This is a genomic window from Demequina sp. NBRC 110054 (genome assembly GCF_002090115.1).
Taxonomy (GTDB): domain Bacteria; phylum Actinomycetota; class Actinomycetes; order Actinomycetales; family Demequinaceae; genus Demequina.
In genome coordinates this window covers 307,437-325,062 of sequence record NZ_BBRK01000006.1, presented here as the reverse complement: position 1 = coordinate 325,062, position 17,626 = coordinate 307,437, and the positions used below count along the sequence as shown (strand labels likewise).

The following is a 17,626-nucleotide window of genomic DNA, read 5'->3' as shown; positions in this document are numbered from 1 at the left end:
GAGTGCCCAGGCGCCGTAGCCTGCGGGAGCCTAGGCGCCGTCGCCGCCTTCTCCGTCGCGCGCGCCCGGCGTGCCGTCATCGCCCACGGGGTCGCCCGACGCCGCGGGGTTCCGGATGCCGATCCAGCTCACGATCCCTCCCGCGGCGAGCAGCGCCGCGGTGACGAGCGCCGTGCGATGGAAGCCCGCGAGGTCCAGCGTGCCACCCACGATCGTGCCGATCAGCGCGACCGTGATCAGCCCCGCGATGCGGCTCACGGCGTTGTTCACGGCCGACGCGATCCCGGAGCGCGAGGGGTCGACGGCGCCGAGGATCGCGCTCGTCAGCGGCGACACCGTGAGCGCGAGGCCGAGGCCGAAGACGACCACGCCAGGCAGCACCTGGGTCCAGTAGCTGAAGTCGTCGCCCACGAGTAGCAGCAGCAGTGCGCCCACGGCCATCGTGAGCGGCCCCGCGGTCATGAAGATCCGCGGGCCGAGCCGCCCGGACAGTGCCCCGACGCGCGACGAGGCGGCCATGAGGATCAACGTGATCGGCAGGCTCGCGAGCCCCGCGGCCGTCGCGGTGAGGCCCGCCCCCTCCTGGAGGTACACGCCCAGGACGAAGCCGTTGAGGCTCAGCGCGCCGTAGATGAGGAACGTCGCGCCGTTGCCCCACGCGACGTTGCCCGTGCGGAACAGCGGCAGTGGCAGCATCGGGTCGGGCACGCGCGTCTGGCGCACCAGGAACATCGCCAGCAGGACGATGCCGGTCGTGAGCAGGGTGAGGATCCTCGGGTCCGTCCAGCCCAGGTTGGGCTGCTCGATCAGTGCGGCGACCACGCCGCCGAGGCCCAGCGCGGCGAGCGCGGCGCTCACGACGTCGATGCGGGCGTCCGGCCTGCGCACGTCCCGGGCCTCGTCGTGGCGTGCGAGTCGGCCGAGCAGCCACAGCGTCACCGCGATCGGGATCACGTTGATGAGGAACGCGAGCCGCCACGACGCGAGGTCCACGAACAGGCCGCCGACCAGCGGACCGACGACCATCGCGGCCGACGTCGCGCCCGTCCACGTGCCGATCGCGCGGCCCTGCGCGGGCCCGCGGAAGTGGGTCATGATGAGCGCGAGGCTCGAGGGGACGAGCAGCGCGCCAGCGGCGCCCTGGACGAACCGCGCGCCGATGAGCACCGCGGCCGTCGGCGCGAGCGCGATGACGAGCGAGGAGGCGCCGAAGCCGAGCAGCCCGATCCGCAGCACCCGTAACCGCCCGAAGCCGTCGGAGATCGAGCCCGCGACCAGGATGAGCGAGCCGAGCGTGAGCATGTACGCGTCGACCGTCCACTGCTGCGTCGTGATGCCGCCGCCGAGCTCGTCGACGATCGCGGGCAGCGCGACCGTCACCACGGTGCCGTCGAGGAACGACACGAACGAGCCCAGCACCGCGATCCACAGCACGAGCGACTGCGTGCCCGTGCGCGGGACCGCCGTGCGGCGCGCGGGCGCGGGTTCCGCGTCAGGCTCGGGGGCGTCAGCCATGCCTTCAGGGTAGGTCTGCGCCGCCAAGGCGGCGCGCACCGGTCGCCGTCCTGTGTCCACTGCAACGTCCGAAAACCGCCAGACAGATCGCATCGCCCGGCCGCACCCTGGTCGCATGACGATCACCACAGCACAGCCTCGGCCGGTCACCCACGACGTGATCGACCCCGCGATCCTGTACTTCGGCACGCCAGTCGTGCTGCTCGCGACCGTCGGCTCCGACGGCGCCCCGAACCTCGCCCCGATGTCCTCCGTCTTCTGGCTCGGCTCGACCGCGGTGATCGGGATGGGAGGGCGGTCGCTCACCGCGCGCAACCTGCTCGCGACGGGGGAGTGCGTGCTCAACCTGCCGTCCGCGGATCAGGTCGACGCGGTGGACCGCCTCGCGCTCACGACCGGACGCGCGGATGTGCCGGAGGGCAAGCACGCCGCGGGCTACCGCCACGTCCCCGACAAGCTCGCCCACGCCGACCTGACCGGCGTGTCCGCCGAGACCGTCGGCGCGCCCAGGGTGGCCGAGTGCCCAGTGAACCTGGAAGGCCGGGTCGTGGCGCATCGTCCGCTTGCAGGGACCGAGCACGACGAGGACCCGACCTGGATCTTCGACGTCGCGATCTCGCGCGTGCATGTGCACCCCGAGATCCGCGCGCAGGGCCACGCGAACCGCATCGACCCCGACCGGTGGAGGCCGCTCCTCATGAGCTTCCAGCAGTTCTACGGTCTCGGGGCGCGTGTGAGCCCGTCGCGCCTCGCCACGATCGACGAGGAGTGGTACCGGTAGATCGGTGCCCGGCCGGCCGGCGGGCGCGGACTCACGCGAGCGGCGCGAGCATCTCCTTGACCTGCGCTGTGGTGGGCACGCGGCCCGACATCACGAGCTTCTCGTCGACCACGAGGCCCGGGGTCTTCATGACGCCGTAGCCCGCGATGTCGCCGTAGTCGGTGACCTTCTCGAACTCGGCCTCGATGCCGAGGTCGGTGGCGGCCTCGCGCGCGGCCTTCTCGAGGTTGACGCAGTTGGCGCAGCCGGCGCCGAGGATCTTGATGTTCATCATGATGCTGTCCTTTCGTGTGGGCGGTGCGGTTCGGGTAGGTCAGTGTCGGTGTGAGATGGTCGCCGCATCTGACGGGTAGGTGAGTGTCGCTAGACGGGGATGACGGCGTTGAACAGGTAGCCGACGGCGATGATGCCGACGGTGACGACGCCGATGAACAGCCCGATCAGCTGGGGCTTGAGCACGCGGCGCAGCAGGATCATCTCGGGAAGGCTCAGCGCGACGGTCGCCATCATGAAGGCGAGCAGCGTGCCCATCGGCAGGCCCTTGTCGAACAGCGCCTCGACCATCGGCAGGATGCCCGCGGCGTTCGAGTACAGCGGCACTCCGAGGAGCACGGCGAGCGGCACGGCGAACAGGTTGTCGGGGCCCGCGTGCTCGGCGAACCACTGCTCGGGCGCCCAGCCGTGGATCGAGGCGCCGATGCCGATGCCGACCAGCAGATACGGCCAGATCTTCTTGAGGATGTCGACGACCTCCTCGATGCCCATCTGGATCCGGTCGTTCCACGTGAGTGACATGCCGGGGTCGACCGCGTGACCGCCGATCTTGGTCTCGAATACGAACGGCTCGATCCACCGCTCGGGCTTCATACGGCCAAGGATCAAGCCCGCGACGATCGCGATCGTGAGGCCCGCGCCGACGTACAGCAGCGTCGGCCCCCACCCGAACAGGCCGAGCAGCAGGGCGATCGCGACCTCGTTGACCAGTGGGCTCGCGATGAGGAAGCTCATCGTGACGCCCACGGGCACCCCCGCCGCGACGAAGCCGATGAACGCCGGCACCGCCGAGCACGAGCAGAACGGCGTGATCACCCCGAGCCCCGCCGCGAACACGTTGCCGACGCCCTCGGCCTTGCCGCCGAGAATCGCGCGCGTGCGCTCGACCGACATGAAAGAGCGCAGCACCGTGACGAGGAAGATGATCCCGGTCAGCAGCAGCAGGATCTTCACGGTGTCGTAGAAGAAGAAGTGGACGCCCGAGCCCAGCCGCGACTCGAGGTCGAGGCCCACGACGTCGCCGATCGCCCAGTCCCAGAACGGCAGGTTGACGCTGTAGAGCGCCCACCACGCGACCGCGGCCCCGGCGAGGCCCGCCCACCGCTGTGTGGGGGTCGCCTTGTGGACGTGGTCGATGACGGTCACGCGGTCGCCTCGCTCCCGCCGGAGGGGGTCGCGCTCGCCGGGTCCTGAGATGCCACGGACGATGCGGGTGCCAGGGACGATGCGGCGGTCGCCGGGTCCCGAGGGACCAGGGACGATGCGGCGGGCAGCGCCTGCGCCAGCCGCGCGGGGGCGTCGGGCGCGAGCGTGTAGTCGACCCAGCGGCCGCGGCGCGCGGTCGTGACGAGTCCCGCGTCGCGCAGGATCCGCAGGTGGTAGCTCAGGAGCGTGTCGGAGACGTCGACGTGCGCGCGCAGGTCGCACACGCAGTGGGTGCCGTCGGCGAGGCGCTCCATGACGGTCCAGCGCACGGGGTCGGCGACCGCCTGGAGCAGCGCGAGGGCGGGCTCGGGATCGCGCGGGCTCGCCTCGGAGCCGCACGCGCCTGGCGCGCAGCCGACGCGCGCAACCGCGGGCTGGTCCGCGGGAGCGAGGCCGATCTCCAATACTTGAGTCACATTTGAAGTGTCCGCCTCGCGGGGTCGCCGCAGTGGGGACGTACGTCCCTGGGGTGTGCCTCAGCGGCGTCGGACCAGGCAGTTCCCGCAGAATGCGACGGTGCGCGCGTCGCCCGCGGCGAGCCCCATCTCGTACATGGCCTCGACCGTCCGGGAGGTGACCGGCACGGTCGTGTACGTGCGGCGGCTGATCGAGCGGCACTTCTCCGCGTGGAACATGATCCAGCCGCCGTGGCCGAACAGCGCCACGGGTTTGAGCGACTCGAGATCGGGCCTGAGCTCCCACGGAGCGAGGTCATCGGAGAACATGGCGTGCTCCTTCGGGGCGGAGGGTCGGCACGGGGTGTCGTGTCCAGGCTACGGGCGAAGGTGTCAGGGCGCGCTCGTAGACTCGTCCGCATGGCTGACGAGGTGGGAGCGGGCGGAGCGACGCGAGACGGCGATCTCCTCGCAGGGCTCAACCCCGGCCAGCGCGAGGCCGTCGTCACGGGCGCGAGCCACAATCTGGTCCTCGCGGGCGCAGGAACCGGCAAGACGACGACGATCGTCGCGCGCATCCGTCACCTCATCAGGAACGGCACCGCGCCGCACCGCATCCTCGCGATCACCTTCACGCGCCGCGCCGCCGCCGAGATCCGCTCGCGCGTGCAGGCCGACAGCGCCGCGACCGAGGGCGTGAGCGCGATGACCTTCCACGGGTGGGCGATGCGCGAGGTGCGCGCCAACCCCGACGTGTTCGGCTACGACGGTTGGAGCGTGCTCGACTCGGACGACCAGGCGCAGGTGATGCGCGGCGTGCTCGGCCGCGGCAAGCGGGTCGAGGGGCTCAAGGCCGCGCAGATCATCGACGTCGTCTCGTTCGCGCGCAACACCAAGGTCACGCTCGCCGACGCGATCCGTGCGAAGTTCCCCGAGCAGACGATCGACCCCAAGGCGATCGCGACCGTCGTCCGCGACTACGAGGCGCGCAAGAAGGAGCGCCGCTACCTCAACTACGACGACCTGCTGCTGATCTTCGCGGCCAGGCTCGCGGACCCCGAGGTCGCCGCATGGGTGGGCAGCCACTACGACGAGATCCTCATCGATGAGATGCAGGACACGAACCCGCTGCAGTGGACGATCATCGACCCGCTCGTGCCGCACACGCGCTTCTATTGCGTCGGCGACGACGCGCAGTCGATCTACGGCTTCCGAGGCGCGGACTTCGCGTCGATCCACTCGTTCTCGGAGCGGGTGCCCGGCGCGCGGATCCTCAAGCTCGAGGACAACTACCGGTCCACGCAGCAGATACTCGACCTGTCCAACTGGCTGCTCGGAGCGAGCCCGCTCGCGTACGACAAGCGGCTCAACGCCGTGCGCGGCAGCGGCCCCAAGCCCGAGCTGCACAGCTTCGAGACCCCGCAGGACGAGGCGGGCTGGATCGCGGGAGAGATGAACCGCGCCCATGCGGACGGCTTGCCGTGGGCGACGCATCTGATCCTGGTGCGCTCCAACTACTCGGGACGCAGCATCGAGGCGATGCTCGTCGAGAACGAGATCCCGTATGTGTTCTTCGGAGGCACCAAGCTGCTCGAGAGTGCGCACGTGCGCGACGTCCTCGCGGCGCTGCGCGTCGTCGCGAACCCTGACGACGAGGTCGCGTGGATGCGGCTGCTCACGCTGATCCCTCGGGTGGGAGACAGGACCGCGGTGAGGGCCTTCGACGCGCTGCTCGCGGCCCGCGACCAGGGGGCGACCGCGAGGGAGGCGCGCGCCTCGGCGCTCGCGAGCATGCCCGACTGGCTCACGGCCGGGCTCGACGCGATCGAGGATGCCGCGGAGCGGGTGGACGATGCGGTGGGCAGGGCGGCCGCGATGCTCACCCCGGTGCTCGCGCACAAGTACCGCAACGAGAACTGGGAGGCGCGCCAGCGTGACCTGGTGCACGTCGAGCGGCTCGCGGCGAGCCGCAGCTCGATCCTCGAGTTCATCGAGGAGTACCTGCTCTCACCCGTGTTCACCTCCGAGCTCACGGCCGAGTCCAAGGACGACGACCACGTCGTCCTGTCGACGGTCCACTCCGCGAAGGGTCTCGAGCGCGACTGGGCCTTCTGCGCGGGCGTCAGCCCCGGCGCCTACCCGTCCTCCCGCGCTCTCGGCGACGAGGACGCGGTCGAGGAGGAGCGGCGCGTGCTCTACGTGGCGCTCACGCGCGCTCGCGATCGGCTGTGCGTCACGCGCTCGGTGTTCCACACCCCCGTGCGCGCATGGGTTGGCGGCCCCTACGCGATGCACGAGATCGAGGACGCGTACTTCCTCGGCACCCTGCCCGAGGGGCTGGTCGAGGAGACCGTCCACGTGCCGCAGCGCCCGCCCAAGCCCACGCCGCGGCCTGGGCTCAGCGGGCCCGCGGAGATCGACCTCGGAGTGGACCTGGGTGACCTGGGATGATGCGACGCCTCGCCGTGGGCGACTAGAGTCGAGGCTCCGCCCATTCCGACCGGAGGTTCGCATGCCCGCCTACGATCTTCACGATCGACTCGTCGTGGGCGTGGCCTCGAGCGCGCTGTTCGACCTCACGGAGTCCGACGCGTACTTCCGTGAGCACGGCGAGATGGCTTACCAGGACTACCAGGACCGTCACCTCGACGACCTGCTTCCGCCCGGCCCCGCGTTCCCCTTCATCAAGCGCCTCCTCACCCTCAACGACCTGCGTCCCCGCGACCCGCTCGTCGAGGTCATCGTGCTGTCGCGCAACGACGCGAGCACGGGCCTGCGGGTGATGCGGTCGGTCGAGAAGTACGCACTCGGCGTCACGCGCGCGTTCTTCACGCAGGGCCGGTCGCCGCTCGACTACATCCCCGCGCTCGGCATGAGCCTGTTCCTCACGCGCAACGCTGACGATGTCCTCGCGGCGGTCAAGGCCGGCTACCCAGCCGGCCACGTGCTCGAGAACAGCGCGGCCTACGACGACGCGGATCGCGGCCTGAGGATCGCGTTCGACTTCGACGCGGTGCTCGCGACCGACGAGTCGGAGCGCGTGTTCCAGACCGAGGGCATGGACGGCTTCGTCGCGAACGAGGTCGCCAAGCGCGACGTCGCGCACGCGCCGGGCCTTCTCCAGCCGCTCGTCGCGGACCTCAACAGGATCCAGCGGCTCGAGCAGGAGAAGCAGGCGGCGGATCCGGCCTATCAGCCGCGCCTGCGGATCGCGCTCGTCACGGCACGTGCCGCTCCCGCGCACGAGCGCGCGGTGCACTCGCTGCGGAGCTGGGGCGTCACCGTCAACGACGCCTTCTTCATGGGCGGCATCGAGAAGGCGCGGGTGCTCGAGGTGCTGCGCCCGCACATGTTCTTCGACGATCAGCACGGGCACCTGAGCCCCGCGCTCGAGCACGTCGCCGGGGTGCACGTGCCGTACGGCGTCGCCAACGAGCCGCTGTTCTAGACCGGCCGCCGACCGTTCGGGCCCGGTAGGTGGGATGTACCGGTGCGGCGCGGCGGTGCGACGTGAACGCGCGAGCCGACCGCGCCGAGCCGGGCGGGTGTCGACCCCCTCATCGATGTCGACGTACCCCCCACCCCCGCCCGGCTCAGACTCCTGTGCCGGCGATGTGCCGGATCTTTCGGCTTTGGCGTGCGTCGAGCCGTGAGGTCGATGCCTCGAACAGCCATGCCGCCGGCGCGCTGACGGCGCGGCCCGCGAGCCGTCCGGCCGCGCGGGCGCCGCGCACGGGCGCCTCCACGATCAGCACCGTGTAGCCGATCGTGTTGAACACTGCGGCGAGGACGGTCGAGTGAGGGACGCTGGGGCCGATCGCTACGCGCGCGGTGGTCATGACCGCGCGTCCCCGTGGGCGTCGGTGCGGCGCGGATCCTGCCGCGAGGCCTCGTCCTGGTGCCGCGCGTACGCGTACTGCCACAGCTGCTGGAAGGCGTCGCGCGGATCGGTTCTGGCGGCGGTCGCGCGGAATCGGAGGGGATTGGCGAGCGGCCGGATGGCGAGCCGCGGGGCGGTGGCACTGGTCATGGTGGGTACTCCTGGTTCCTGGCGGGCTGTGCGAGGGTGTCGGGACGGGGCACCGTCACGCGGTGGTGGCGCCCGATCCCAGGTTCGGCGGAGTCGGTCTACGGTCGGTAAACGCTCCAGCGCCCTTCGCCCTGCTGAGCAGCAGGCGACCCGCGGAGGTGAGGCGCTCCCACACATCGTGCTGGGTGGGGGTCTCGAGAGGCAGCGGCTCGCTCTGGCGCTTCGCGAGCCTTCTCTGCTGCGTCTCGGCGGTGTACATCCACAGCGTGGCCAGCGCGAACATCGGGTCGGGTGGTGCCAGTCGCATCGTCACGAATCCGTCGTCGTCGTTCGACATGGGGGACTCCTTCCCGGGAGGGACGACGTCTTCGTCGTCCTAGTTCGGTCGTTCGACCGAACCTCCTCCATGGTGCGCCCGTCACGTTGATGCGTCAACCGATACGGACAAGTCGTGCGTGGTCCAGGGACGATGCGGTCCGCACCTTCGCGCCGCGCTCAGTTCGCGCGCGGGTGAGGGGCCCCGGCGTGGCGTACCGTGAGCGGCACAGGCACAGCGGCGCCCGGGCCGCGCATGCCGCGAGGAGGCGACGATGGAGATCGGGGTGCGCGCGTTCCTCGCGCGGCTGCCGGAGCGCATCTGGTTCAGGCTTGCGATCTACACGGCGCTCGCGCTCGTGCTGGTCGCCTTCTCGTGGGGGCTCGGCGGACACCTGCCCGAGGCCTTCGGGTTCCCGCTGGCCCAGGGCGCGGTGCAGAGCGTCCTCGAGGTCCTCGCCTCGTCGATGCTCGCGGTCACGACGTTCTCGCTGACCGCGATGATCTCGGCGTACGGGTCCGCGGCCCGAGGAACGACGCCGCGCGCCACCCAGCTGCTCATCTCCGATCGCACGTCGCAGAACGCCCTGTCGACCTTCCTCGGCGCCTTCGTGTTCGCGATCCTCGGGATCGTCGTGCTCGGCGTCGACGGCCTCACGGACCAGGCGCGCGGCCTGCTGTTCATCGGCGCGATCCTCATGACGGCGCTCGTCGTCGGCACATTGCTGCATTGGATCCACCACCTCACGACCTTCGGGCGGGTGCCCGATGTGATCGACCGGGTGGAGCGCGCCGCGACCGATGCCGCGCGCGCCTATGCGCGCGATCCGCACCTGGGCGGCGTCGCCCCGGTCGCGGTGCCTGACGGCGCCCGCGTGGTGCGCGCGACTCTCGCGGGCTCGGTCACGCGCGTCGACGTGCCGCTGCTCGAGTCCATCGCGGCGGAGGAGGGGATCGAGATCCACGTCGACGCGATCCCCGGCAGCTACGTCGGGAAGGGCTCGGCGCTCGCGCGCATCACGGGCGGCGGCCCGAGCAGCGACGATGCCGAGGCGTGGGAGCGGCTGCGCGGAGCCTTCCTCGTGGAGAGGCACCGGACCTACGAGCAGGATCCTCGGCTCGGGCTCGTGGCCCTCGCCGAGATCGGCTCTCGCGCGCTGTCGCCGTCGACCAACGATCCCGGCACCGCGGTCGAGGCGCTCGGCGCCTCCGAGCGGGTGCTGACGGTGCTGCTCACCGCGGAGGCGGACAGCGAGTGCGACTGCCCTCGCGTCCACGTCCCCGCGGTCGCGTTCGAGGACCTCGTCGAGGACGTGCTGCGGCCCATCGCGCGCGACGGCGCTCCGCTCGTCGAGGTCGGGCTGCGCGTGCAGAAGGTGCTCGTCCACCTTGTGGCGCTCGCCCCGGACCAGGCGCATCGCGACGTCCTCTTCGCCGCATCGTCCCGCGCGGTCGAGCGCGCCGAGGCGGCGCTGAGCCATCCGTCGGACCTCGCGGCCGTGCGGGCGGCCGCAGACACGGTCTTCGCGGCCGAGTAGTCCTGCCAGGGACGATGCGCCAGCCCGGGGGCCCCGGCCGGGTCGCGTCGCTAAGGGTCCGTACCCGAGGCAGGCCTCGGCTCGGGCGGGCGGGGCTCGATCAGCCGGGCAGGTGCAGCCGGTAGAAGCGGAAGAAGCTGAAGTCGGTGATCGGCAGCACAGTGACGTCGGCGAAGCCCGCCTCCTTCGCGTAGCGCTCGAGCGTCGCGGGGCGCATCACGGTTCCTGTTCCTGCGGATGGCTGCGAGGACATGCCGTCGGGCAGGCACACGAAGAGGCTGAACCCGTACATGAGCCGCTCGACGTCGTCCCCCGGGGCCACCGCGTCGCCGACGCCCTCATCCATCACGACGACCACGCCGTCGGGCTTGACGGCCCTGCGGATCGCGGCGAGCGCCTCGACCGGTCGTGGCATGTCGTGCAGGGCCTCGAAGACGAAGACCCCGTCGAACTGCCCATCCAGGTCGGCGACGTCGCCCGCGTGGAATGCCACGCGATCCCATGCCGCGGACTCGGAGGCGTTGCGGCGTGCCCGCTCGATCGACGGCCCGTCGATGTCGATCCCCGTGACGCCGGCCCGCGGATACGCGTCGGCGAGCGCGATCGTGGACCAGCCCGCGCCGCACGCGACGTCCGCGATGCGCGCGCCCGGCCGGTCGAGCACCTCGTGGACGTCGGGCACCCCGCGGATCGCGTCCGCGAGCAGGGACTCGAACCACGGCCTGTTCATGTCCGCCTGGGACCACCGCGCATCGTCTCCGAGTTCGCTCCAGCTCACGCCCTTGCCCGTGCGGTACGCATCGAGCAGCGCGGGCATGTGAGAGGCGGAGCCCGACAGCATGCGCGCGAGCGGGGAGATGTAGGCGAGCGAGTGCTCGTCGGTAAGGGCCTCGGCGGCGCCAGCAGGCAGCCGGAACTGCATGGGGTCGGTCGGCAGCGCCTCAAGGAAGCCCGACGTCACCTGCTGCTCGAGCCACTCCTGCGCGTACCTGGGATGCGTGCTCGTGCGCTGGGCGACCTCGTTCGCGGTCAGCGGCCCGGCCGCCGCGAGGGCGCGGTACCACCCGAGCCGGTCGCCCAGATGGATCGCGAGGATGTCGATCGCGCCGAGCGCGGACTCGAAGACTCTGTCCGCCCAGGCGTTGGCGGGTGCGTGAGGGTGCAGGGACATGGCAGGACCTCCTCCTGCGGGCAACGGCGCTCACATATCTCCAGGGTCGCACCGGAGGGGGTCGCCGTCCACACGTGCGGAGGCGACGCGGGCGGCGCGAGACGCGGTCGCGGACAGGGGAGAGGGCATGGGCGAGCGGCCACCATCGCAGCGCCGTGAGGCCCGGATCGTCGAAGTGCCTGGTCCCGCGCGGGAGGCCGAGTCAATGTTGATGAAACAAAGAATTAACCTGAAGTTCGCTTTCCGGCACCCCGTGACGCTAAAAGGATCGCTAGCGTGGTCGAATTGTCAATCAGGAGTAGTGGAGCCACGTCTTGTCTCACCCACGCCGTGCCAGCGCAGTCATTGCCGCAGCAGCCCTCGCCTCGATCGGAGTGATCGCGGTTCCCACCGCCCAGGCGGCCACTGGGGACGACGTCCTCATCAACGAGGTGCTGATCAGCACCACGGGCGCGGACCGGGAGTACATCGAGCTCTACGGCACCCCCGGCACCTCCCTTGAGGGGCTGAGCATCATCGAGGTCGAGGGGGACAGCGCCTCGGCAGTGGGCGAGATCGACCACATCGTGACGCTGCCCGCTGGCGCCGAGCTCGGCGGCAACGGCTACTACCTGATCGCGAACACCTCCGCGGAGACCGAGTACGGCGTGACGGCCGACCTCGCGCTCGCGGACAACTTCTTCGAGAACGGCACGCTCACCATCGCGCTCGTCGATTCCGAGGGACTCGGCGGAAAGGGTGTCGGCGACACCACCGACGGGATCACCACCCTCGACTCTCTCGCAAGCGTCGACACGGGCGCCGACGACGTCACGTATCTCGGCGCGCCCGTCCTCGGCCCTGACGGCTCGTATGCCGGTGCCGGCTGGGGTCGCATCGAGGCCGGAGTCGACACCGACACGGCCGACGACTGGGAGCTGCTGGACTTCAACCTGGCCTCGCCGCCCAACACGCCCACGCCGGCCGGAGACGCCCCTCAGGCGCTCGTCATCAACGAGGTGCTGATCAGCACCACGAGCAATGACCGGGAGTATGTCGAGCTCTACGGCACGCCCGGCACCTCGCTCGAGGGGCTGAGCATCATCGAGGTCGAGGGTGACAGCGGTTCGACGCAGGGTCAGATCGACCACATTGTCACGATCCCCGCTGGCGCGGAGATCGGCGACAACGGCTACTACCTGATCGCGAACTCGCTCGCGGAGTCCGAGTACTCGGTGACCGCTGACCTCGCGCTTGCGGACAACTTCTTCGAGAACGGCACTCTCACGATCGCGCTGGTGGACTCGGAGGGGCTCGCCGGCAAGGGCGTCGGCGACACCACCGACGGCGTCACCACCCTCGACTCGCTCGCGAGCATCGACACCGGGGCGTCGGACCTCACCTACCTCGGCGCGCCGGTCCTCGGGCCCGACGGCTCGTACAGCGCGGCCGGCTGGGGCCGCACCGAGGCCGGCGTCGACACCGACACCGTCGAGGACTGGACGATGCTGGACTTCAACCTGGCCTCGCCGCCCAACACTCCGACCGCGAGCACGTCCAGCGGCGACGGCGACGGCTCAGGAGAGGCCGAGACCGTCTTCCTCCACGACGTCCAGGGCACCGGCGGCGACTCGCCGCTCGTGGGTCAGACCGTGACGGTCGAGGCCGTCGTGGTCGGCGACTACGAGGGAGCCTCGCCCGAGCTGGGTGGCTTCTTCCTCCAGGAGGAGGACGCCGACGCCGACGCTGACGACTCGACCTCCGAGGGTGTCTTCGTCTACAACGGCAGCAGCGACTCGGTGTCGCTCGGCGACCACGTGAAGGTCACGGGCACCGTGTCCGAGTACTACTCGAACACCCAGATCAACGCGACGAGCATCGAGGTCATCGAGACGGGCGTCGCGCTGCCGACGGCCGCGACCATCGAGTTCCCGGTGTCGTCGCTCGACGACCTCGAGGCGTACGAGGGCATGGTCGGCACCCTGCCGCAAGAGCTCGTCGTCTCCGAGTACTACAACTACGACCAGTACGGCGAGGTCGTCGTCGCGCTGCCGTCCATCGAGGGCGTCGACCGGGTCATGAACCCGACCGCCGTGTTCGCGCCGGACAGCGCCGAGGCCGCCGCGCTGAGCGACCTCAACGAGCGCAGCCGCATCACGATCGACGACGGCAACACGTCCTCGAACCCCGACGTGAGCATCCACCCGATCACCCGGGAGCTGTTCACGCTCGACAACGCGTTCCGCGGCGGCGACACGGTGACGGGCCTCACCGGTCCGATCTTCTACTCGTACTCGCTGTACCGGATCCTCCCGTACGGCGACGGTGACGGCTACGACACCTACACGCAGACGACGGCTCCGTCGGAGCCGGAGGACGTGGGCGGTGACCTCACGGTCGCGTCGTTCAACGCGCTGAACTACTTCGTGTCGCTCGACACCGCCGACACCTGCGGACCCACCGAGGACCAGGACTGCCGTGGCGCCGACGACCGTGAGGAGTTCGAGCGTCAGCACGCGAAGCTCATGAACGCGCTCGTCGGACTCGACGCGGACGTGGTCGGCCTCGTCGAGATCGAGAACACCACCGGGGTCGAGGCTCTCGCCACGATCGTCGACGGTGAGGACGGCGCCTACGGCGACGGCTCGGGTCTCGGCGGCCTCAACGACATCCTCGGCGAGGGCACCTACGACTACATCGTCGCGGGCACCGACGGGGTGGTGGGCACTGATGCCATCAAGACCGGCATCATCTACCGCACCGATGCGGTGACGCCGCTGGGCGCCTCCGCGGTCCTCGACTCCGAGGACTTCCTCGACCCGCTGGGCGTCGGTTCGAGCAAGAACCGTGCCGCCGTCGCGCAGTCCTTCACCGAGAACTCCTCGGGCGAGGTCTTCTCGGTCGCGGTCAACCACCTCAAGTCCAAGGGCTCCGCGTGCGGTGAGACCGGCGAAGGCGGCCTCGAGGGCAACTGCAACGACACCCGCACCGCGGCGGCCGAGGTCCTCGCGGAGTGGATCGAGGGCGACCCGACCGGCAGCGGCGACTCCGACTGGCTGATCCTCGGTGACCTGAACTCGTACGACAAGGAGGACCCGATCGTGGCCCTCGAGTCGGCCGGGTACACCGACCAGATCGGCGCCTACCAGGGCGAGTACGCCTACAGCTACGTCTACGACGGCGAGGTCGGCTACCTCGACTACGTGATGTCGAGCGAGACGCTGTCCAGCCAGGTCACCGGCGCGACGGAGTGGCACATCAACTCCGACGAGCCTGACATCGTCGACTACGACACGTCGTACAAGTCGGACGCGCAGGCCGCGCTGTTCGACGACACGACGCCGTACCGCGCGTCCGACCACGACGCGGCGCTCATCGGGCTGTCGCTGAGCGGCCGCACCGGCGGCTACACGGCGCCGGAGACGACGCTCGACGTGACCGCGGAGTACACCGACACCAACGGCGACGGTGTGCCGAGCATCGGCGACATGGTGACCTTCACCGGCACCGTGACGAACGAGGGCGATTACTCGCTCGAGGGCATCGCGCTCGCGGAGACCTCCGACTCGGACATCTCCGGTGTGTTCCCGACCGAGACGACGCTCGCGGCCGGCAGCACCCTCACCTGGACCGTCGACCACGTCCTGCTCCCGAAGGACTTCGCGCGCGGCTCCGTGACCTACGGCGCCACGCTCGACGCCGACGGACTGGACCAGCTCACGGACAGTGACACGATCGGCGACGTCGAGTTCGCGGCCTTCGCCGCGGACCTGATCGCCGCGCTCAAGAACGCGATCGTGGTCTGCGTCGATGGTGAGGTCGTCACCTCGCTCGAGCCGGGGCAGGAGTTCTCGGTGCACGTGAAGAAGTGCACCGGAAAGACGCTCGGCAAGGGCACCAAGGTCTTCATCTTCTCGACGCCCACCGAGCTCGGCTCGGGCTCCGGGACGCTGACCGTGCCGACGACCCTGGCCACGGGCAGCCACCGGGTCGCCGTGTACGGCGCCGACGGTGAGCTCATGGGCTGGGTCCCGGTGACCGTGGCCGCCTCGGACGAGGCGGCGGCCGGCGAGGAGGCGGACGACGACTCGACCACCGAGGCCTCGGATGAGGCGGCGGCGGGCGACTCGCTCGCCTCGACCGGAATCGGCAGCCTGTCCTGGGCGCTCGCGCTGGCCGCGACGCTCGCGATGCTGATCGGTGGCCTGTCGGTCGCTAGAGCACGGCTCCGATGAGGGCGGCGGCCCTGGCCGCACCGTCCGTCTCGACCGGCAGGTAGTCCGGTTCAGAGGCCAGCAGAGCCCCGAGCGCGTCAGCGACGCGCTCGGGGCTCAGCTCGTCGTAGTCCATGCGCAGGCCGGCGCGGTAGCGGCGAAGGCGGGCCGCGACGTGGTGGTTCTGCTCGAAGTGCTCCCTGAGCGGAACATAGATGAACGGCACACGCGAGGCGGTGAGCTCCATCGTGGTCGTCAGCCCGCCCTGCACGATCGCGACGTCGCACGCGGCGAGCCAGCGGTAGAGCCGGTCCACGTAGGCGTGGTACTCGACGCCCTCGACGACCGGCATCCGCGAGCGGTCGATGCGCGGCCCGGTCACGACGATCATCCGCAGCTCCGGCAGGGTCCGGCGGACGGTAGACGCTGCGGCGACGACGCGGCGGATGAGGTCGACGCCGACCCCCGAGCCGCCGACGCACACCATGCACACCTTCTCGCGCTCCCCGAAGCCGAGCTCGGCGCGCAGACGCTCGCGGTCGCCGAGGGTGCGGGGGTCGAAGCCCGTGATGTAGCCAGCGAAGTCGAAGTGCTGCTCGGTCCATTCGCGCATGGTCGGCAGCCCGGGCCCGAGCGGGTCCTCCGGCACGTCCGTCTCGGATCCGACGAACACGGAGGCGTCGCGCAGGCCCGGATGGTCGGCGACGTGCTCGACCATCTGGGCGTTCATGTCGTTCACGACCTCGACCTGTCGCTCGCCTCCGCTGGGCATCGCGTAGTTGCCGACGAAGTCGGTCATCCACGCGAGGGGGCTGCGCTTGAGGTGGGGGTTCTCGAACAGGTGGTAGTCGAGCTCCCAGGCCTCGTCGGCGATGACGAGGTCGTAGTGCTCGCTCGCCGTCAGCTCGTCGAGGAGATGGAAGTTGTGCAGCTGCACCGCGTCCATGTCGCGCACGGCCTCGAGGACGTTGAGCGAGTGCTCCCCGCATTCGGCCTCGAGCACCGCGAGCTCGGAGGCGAGCAGCCGCGACGCCGGATGGATGCGCTCGCCGGACGCCTCGAGCACCTGGGTGACCGGGTCGTCAGCGAGCCAGTCGATCACGAGGTCGGGATGGAGTGAGCGCAGCTCCTCGGCGATCGCGACGTCGCGCCTCGCGTGCCCCAGGCCGATGGGCGAGGACAGGTACAGGGCCTTGCGCGGGGACGATGCGGGGGCTGCCCACGCGGTCGCGTCGAGCTCCTCGCGGGTCGGCTCGGGATGCAATGCTCGCCAACGCTCCGAGCCGGGGCGCGGCTCGCGGTCGAAGACCTCGTCGGCGAAGTCCCGGAGGCGATGGTTGTTGAGGACGGGATACCGGGAGCCTGGGACGTGGCCGACGCCCTCGTCGATCAGCAGCCTCGCGGTCGGGATCGTCGCGGCCGCAAGGCGGGAGCAGTCGGGATGGCAGATCTGATCGTCCGTGCCGTGGATGATGAGGGTGGGGATGGTCGACTCGGACAGGCGCCGCCGCCAGTCCTCGAGATCCAGGTCCTCGGCCTGCGTGATCGCGGCGATCGCGACCTCGGGGTCCTGGGACATGGCCCACGCGGTGAGGTCGTCGATCGCCTTCGTCGAGTGCTCATCGCTCGCGACCTGTGCCATGAAGAAGGAGACGAAGTCGCGCCACTCCTGACTCATGTACTCCGGGTTGACCTTGGCCCACCCCTCGGGGCGCGGGTTGGTGGCGGGGTGGTATGCAGGCGGTACGTCGCGCCAGCCCGGCGGGTCGACGAGGAACGGATGATTCGCTCCGAAGATCACGGCGCCGCGCACGAGGTCCGGTCGGTAGGCCATGACGGAGTAGGTCAGCGTCCCGCCCATGGAGACGCCCGCGATGAGCACGGGCTCGGCGCAGGTGGCCTCGATGACCGCGGTGGCGTCGGCGAGGCGTGCGCTCTGCGTGTGGCGGTCGGCCCTGCGCGGGCCCGTGGACTGTCCCGACCGCGCGGCGTCGTAGACGACGACGCGATAGTGATGCGCGAGGTACGGGATCTGCATCTTCCATGCCTCGGCGTGGACCACGGTCCAGGTGGGCAGCAGGACGATGCTGGGGGCGTCTTCCGGACACAGGTGCTCGTAGACGTCGTAGTGGAGGCGGGCCTCGTCGCGTTCGACGAAGCCCTCGCGGGTGGACTGCACTGCTCGCATGGCGGGGACTCCTTGCGTGCG

15 protein-coding genes are annotated in these 17,626 nt (G+C 70.4%); 5 read left to right on the top strand and 10 right to left on the bottom strand.

Features of this window, described 5'->3' with window-relative positions:
* Window positions 1–30: 30 nt before the first annotated feature.
* Complete coding sequence (locus tag B7K23_RS14175) at window positions 31–1,515, bottom strand: MFS transporter (protein WP_084127338.1); 1,485 nt, start codon at window positions 1,513–1,515, stop codon at window positions 31–33.
* Window positions 1,516–1,630: 115 nt separating this feature from the next.
* Between B7K23_RS14175 and B7K23_RS14170 the strand changes: the two genes are divergently transcribed.
* A complete protein-coding gene (locus B7K23_RS14170; RefSeq protein WP_084127337.1) occupies window positions 1,631–2,296 on the top strand; it encodes a flavin reductase family protein in 666 nt (221 codons plus the stop codon).
* A 31-nt stretch (window positions 2,297–2,327) separates the two neighbouring features.
* Here the strand turns inward: B7K23_RS14170 and B7K23_RS14165 are convergent, their stop codons facing one another.
* The 4 genes from B7K23_RS14165 to B7K23_RS14150 all read right to left on the bottom strand — a co-directional run bounded on the left by B7K23_RS14165 (window position 2,328) and on the right by B7K23_RS14150 (window position 4,500).
* Window positions 2,328–2,570 (bottom strand): thioredoxin family protein, encoded by a 243-nt coding sequence (locus tag B7K23_RS14165; RefSeq protein WP_234996554.1) that lies wholly within the window; start codon window positions 2,568–2,570, stop codon window positions 2,328–2,330.
* Between the two features lie 89 nt (window positions 2,571–2,659).
* Window positions 2,660–3,715 carry a permease gene (locus B7K23_RS14160; RefSeq protein WP_084127336.1) on the bottom strand — a complete coding sequence of 352 codons (1,056 nt, stop codon included), beginning with the start codon at window positions 3,713–3,715 and terminating at the stop codon, window positions 2,660–2,662.
* The gene (locus tag B7K23_RS14155; protein ID WP_234996553.1) at window positions 3,712–4,191 is read right to left on the bottom strand and encodes a helix-turn-helix transcriptional regulator; all 480 of its coding nucleotides are present in this window, start codon (window positions 4,189–4,191) and stop codon (window positions 3,712–3,714) included. Before B7K23_RS14155 ends, B7K23_RS14160 begins: the two co-directional genes overlap by 4 nt.
* Window positions 4,192–4,251: 60 nt before the next feature.
* Complete coding sequence (locus B7K23_RS14150) at window positions 4,252–4,500, bottom strand: hypothetical protein (RefSeq protein ID WP_084127335.1); 249 nt, start codon at window positions 4,498–4,500, stop codon at window positions 4,252–4,254.
* Between the two features lie 90 nt (window positions 4,501–4,590).
* Here B7K23_RS14150 and B7K23_RS14145 point away from each other — a divergent pair, with 90 nt between their 5' ends.
* Together B7K23_RS14145 and B7K23_RS14140 are read left to right on the top strand one after the other, a co-directional pair.
* Window positions 4,591–6,621, top strand: a complete 2,031-nt coding sequence (locus B7K23_RS14145; protein WP_084127334.1) for an ATP-dependent helicase — start codon at window positions 4,591–4,593, stop codon at window positions 6,619–6,621.
* Window positions 6,622–6,682: 61 nt separating this feature from the next.
* Window positions 6,683–7,618, top strand: coding sequence for a 5'-nucleotidase (locus B7K23_RS14140; RefSeq protein ID WP_084127333.1), 936 nt, complete (start codon window positions 6,683–6,685; stop codon window positions 7,616–7,618).
* A gap of 145 nt (window positions 7,619–7,763) precedes the next feature.
* Here B7K23_RS14140 and B7K23_RS14135 read toward each other — a convergent pair whose 3' ends face one another.
* Genes B7K23_RS14135 through B7K23_RS14125 form a run of 3 tightly spaced genes read right to left on the bottom strand, consistent with a single transcriptional unit; the run spans window position 7,764 to window position 8,537 of the window.
* Window positions 7,764–8,009 carry a hypothetical protein gene (locus tag B7K23_RS14135; protein WP_084127332.1) on the bottom strand — a complete coding sequence of 82 codons (246 nt, stop codon included), beginning with the start codon at window positions 8,007–8,009 and terminating at the stop codon, window positions 7,764–7,766.
* Window positions 8,006–8,200, bottom strand: a complete 195-nt coding sequence (locus B7K23_RS14130; RefSeq protein WP_084127331.1) for a hypothetical protein — start codon at window positions 8,198–8,200, stop codon at window positions 8,006–8,008. The genes B7K23_RS14135 and B7K23_RS14130 overlap by 4 nt, the downstream gene beginning before the upstream one ends.
* Before the next feature lie 55 nt (window positions 8,201–8,255).
* Window positions 8,256–8,537 (bottom strand): hypothetical protein, encoded by a 282-nt coding sequence (locus tag B7K23_RS14125; RefSeq protein ID WP_084127330.1) that lies wholly within the window; start codon window positions 8,535–8,537, stop codon window positions 8,256–8,258.
* Window positions 8,538–8,790: 253 nt separating this feature from the next.
* On the opposite strand from B7K23_RS14125, the gene B7K23_RS14120 reads away from it, so the two are divergent.
* The gene (locus B7K23_RS14120) at window positions 8,791–10,053 is read left to right on the top strand and encodes a DUF2254 domain-containing protein (protein WP_084127329.1); all 1,263 of its coding nucleotides are present in this window, start codon (window positions 8,791–8,793) and stop codon (window positions 10,051–10,053) included.
* Between the two features lie 100 nt (window positions 10,054–10,153).
* Here the strand turns inward: B7K23_RS14120 and B7K23_RS14115 are convergent, their stop codons facing one another.
* Entirely contained in the window at window positions 10,154–11,224 is a 1,071-nt protein-coding gene (locus tag B7K23_RS14115; RefSeq protein WP_084127328.1) for a class I SAM-dependent methyltransferase, read from the bottom strand.
* Window positions 11,225–11,598: 374 nt separating this feature from the next.
* On the opposite strand from B7K23_RS14115, the gene B7K23_RS15570 reads away from it, so the two are divergent.
* A complete protein-coding gene (locus B7K23_RS15570; protein WP_234996552.1) occupies window positions 11,599–15,438 on the top strand; it encodes an ExeM/NucH family extracellular endonuclease in 3,840 nt (1,279 codons plus the stop codon).
* Here B7K23_RS15570 and B7K23_RS14105 read toward each other — a convergent pair.
* Window positions 15,419–17,605, bottom strand: coding sequence for an alpha/beta fold hydrolase (locus B7K23_RS14105; protein WP_084127327.1), 2,187 nt, complete (start codon window positions 17,603–17,605; stop codon window positions 15,419–15,421). The two genes, B7K23_RS15570 and B7K23_RS14105, sit on opposite strands and share 20 nt — an antisense overlap.
* Window positions 17,606–17,626 lie beyond the last annotated feature (21 nt).

Bases quoted from the DNA above. Each gene is read 5' to 3' on its own strand.
- B7K23_RS14130 (WP_084127331.1), bottom strand. From the start codon at position 8,200: ATGACCAGTGCCACCGCCCCGCGGCTCGCCATCCGGCCGCTCGCCAAT.
- B7K23_RS14165 (WP_234996554.1), bottom strand. From the start codon at position 2,570: ATGATGAACATCAAGATCCTCGGCGCCGGCTGCGCCAACTGCGTCAAC.
- B7K23_RS14150 (WP_084127335.1), bottom strand. From the start codon at position 4,500: ATGTTCTCCGATGACCTCGCTCCGTGGGAGCTCAGGCCCGATCTCGAG.
- B7K23_RS14170 (WP_084127337.1), top strand. From the start codon at position 1,631: ATGACGATCACCACAGCACAGCCTCGGCCGGTCACCCACGACGTGATC.
- B7K23_RS14120 (WP_084127329.1), top strand. From the start codon at position 8,791: ATGGAGATCGGGGTGCGCGCGTTCCTCGCGCGGCTGCCGGAGCGCATC.
- B7K23_RS14145 (WP_084127334.1), top strand. From the start codon at position 4,591: ATGGCTGACGAGGTGGGAGCGGGCGGAGCGACGCGAGACGGCGATCTC.
- B7K23_RS14140 (WP_084127333.1), top strand. From the start codon at position 6,683: ATGCCCGCCTACGATCTTCACGATCGACTCGTCGTGGGCGTGGCCTCG.
- B7K23_RS14135 (WP_084127332.1), bottom strand. From the start codon at position 8,009: ATGACCACCGCGCGCGTAGCGATCGGCCCCAGCGTCCCTCACTCGACC.
- B7K23_RS14125 (WP_084127330.1), bottom strand. From the start codon at position 8,537: ATGTCGAACGACGACGACGGATTCGTGACGATGCGACTGGCACCACCC.
- B7K23_RS14115 (WP_084127328.1), bottom strand. From the start codon at position 11,224: ATGTCCCTGCACCCTCACGCACCCGCCAACGCCTGGGCGGACAGAGTC.
- B7K23_RS14175 (WP_084127338.1), bottom strand. From the start codon at position 1,515: ATGGCTGACGCCCCCGAGCCTGACGCGGAACCCGCGCCCGCGCGCCGC.
- B7K23_RS14105 (WP_084127327.1), bottom strand. From the start codon at position 17,605: ATGCGAGCAGTGCAGTCCACCCGCGAGGGCTTCGTCGAACGCGACGAG.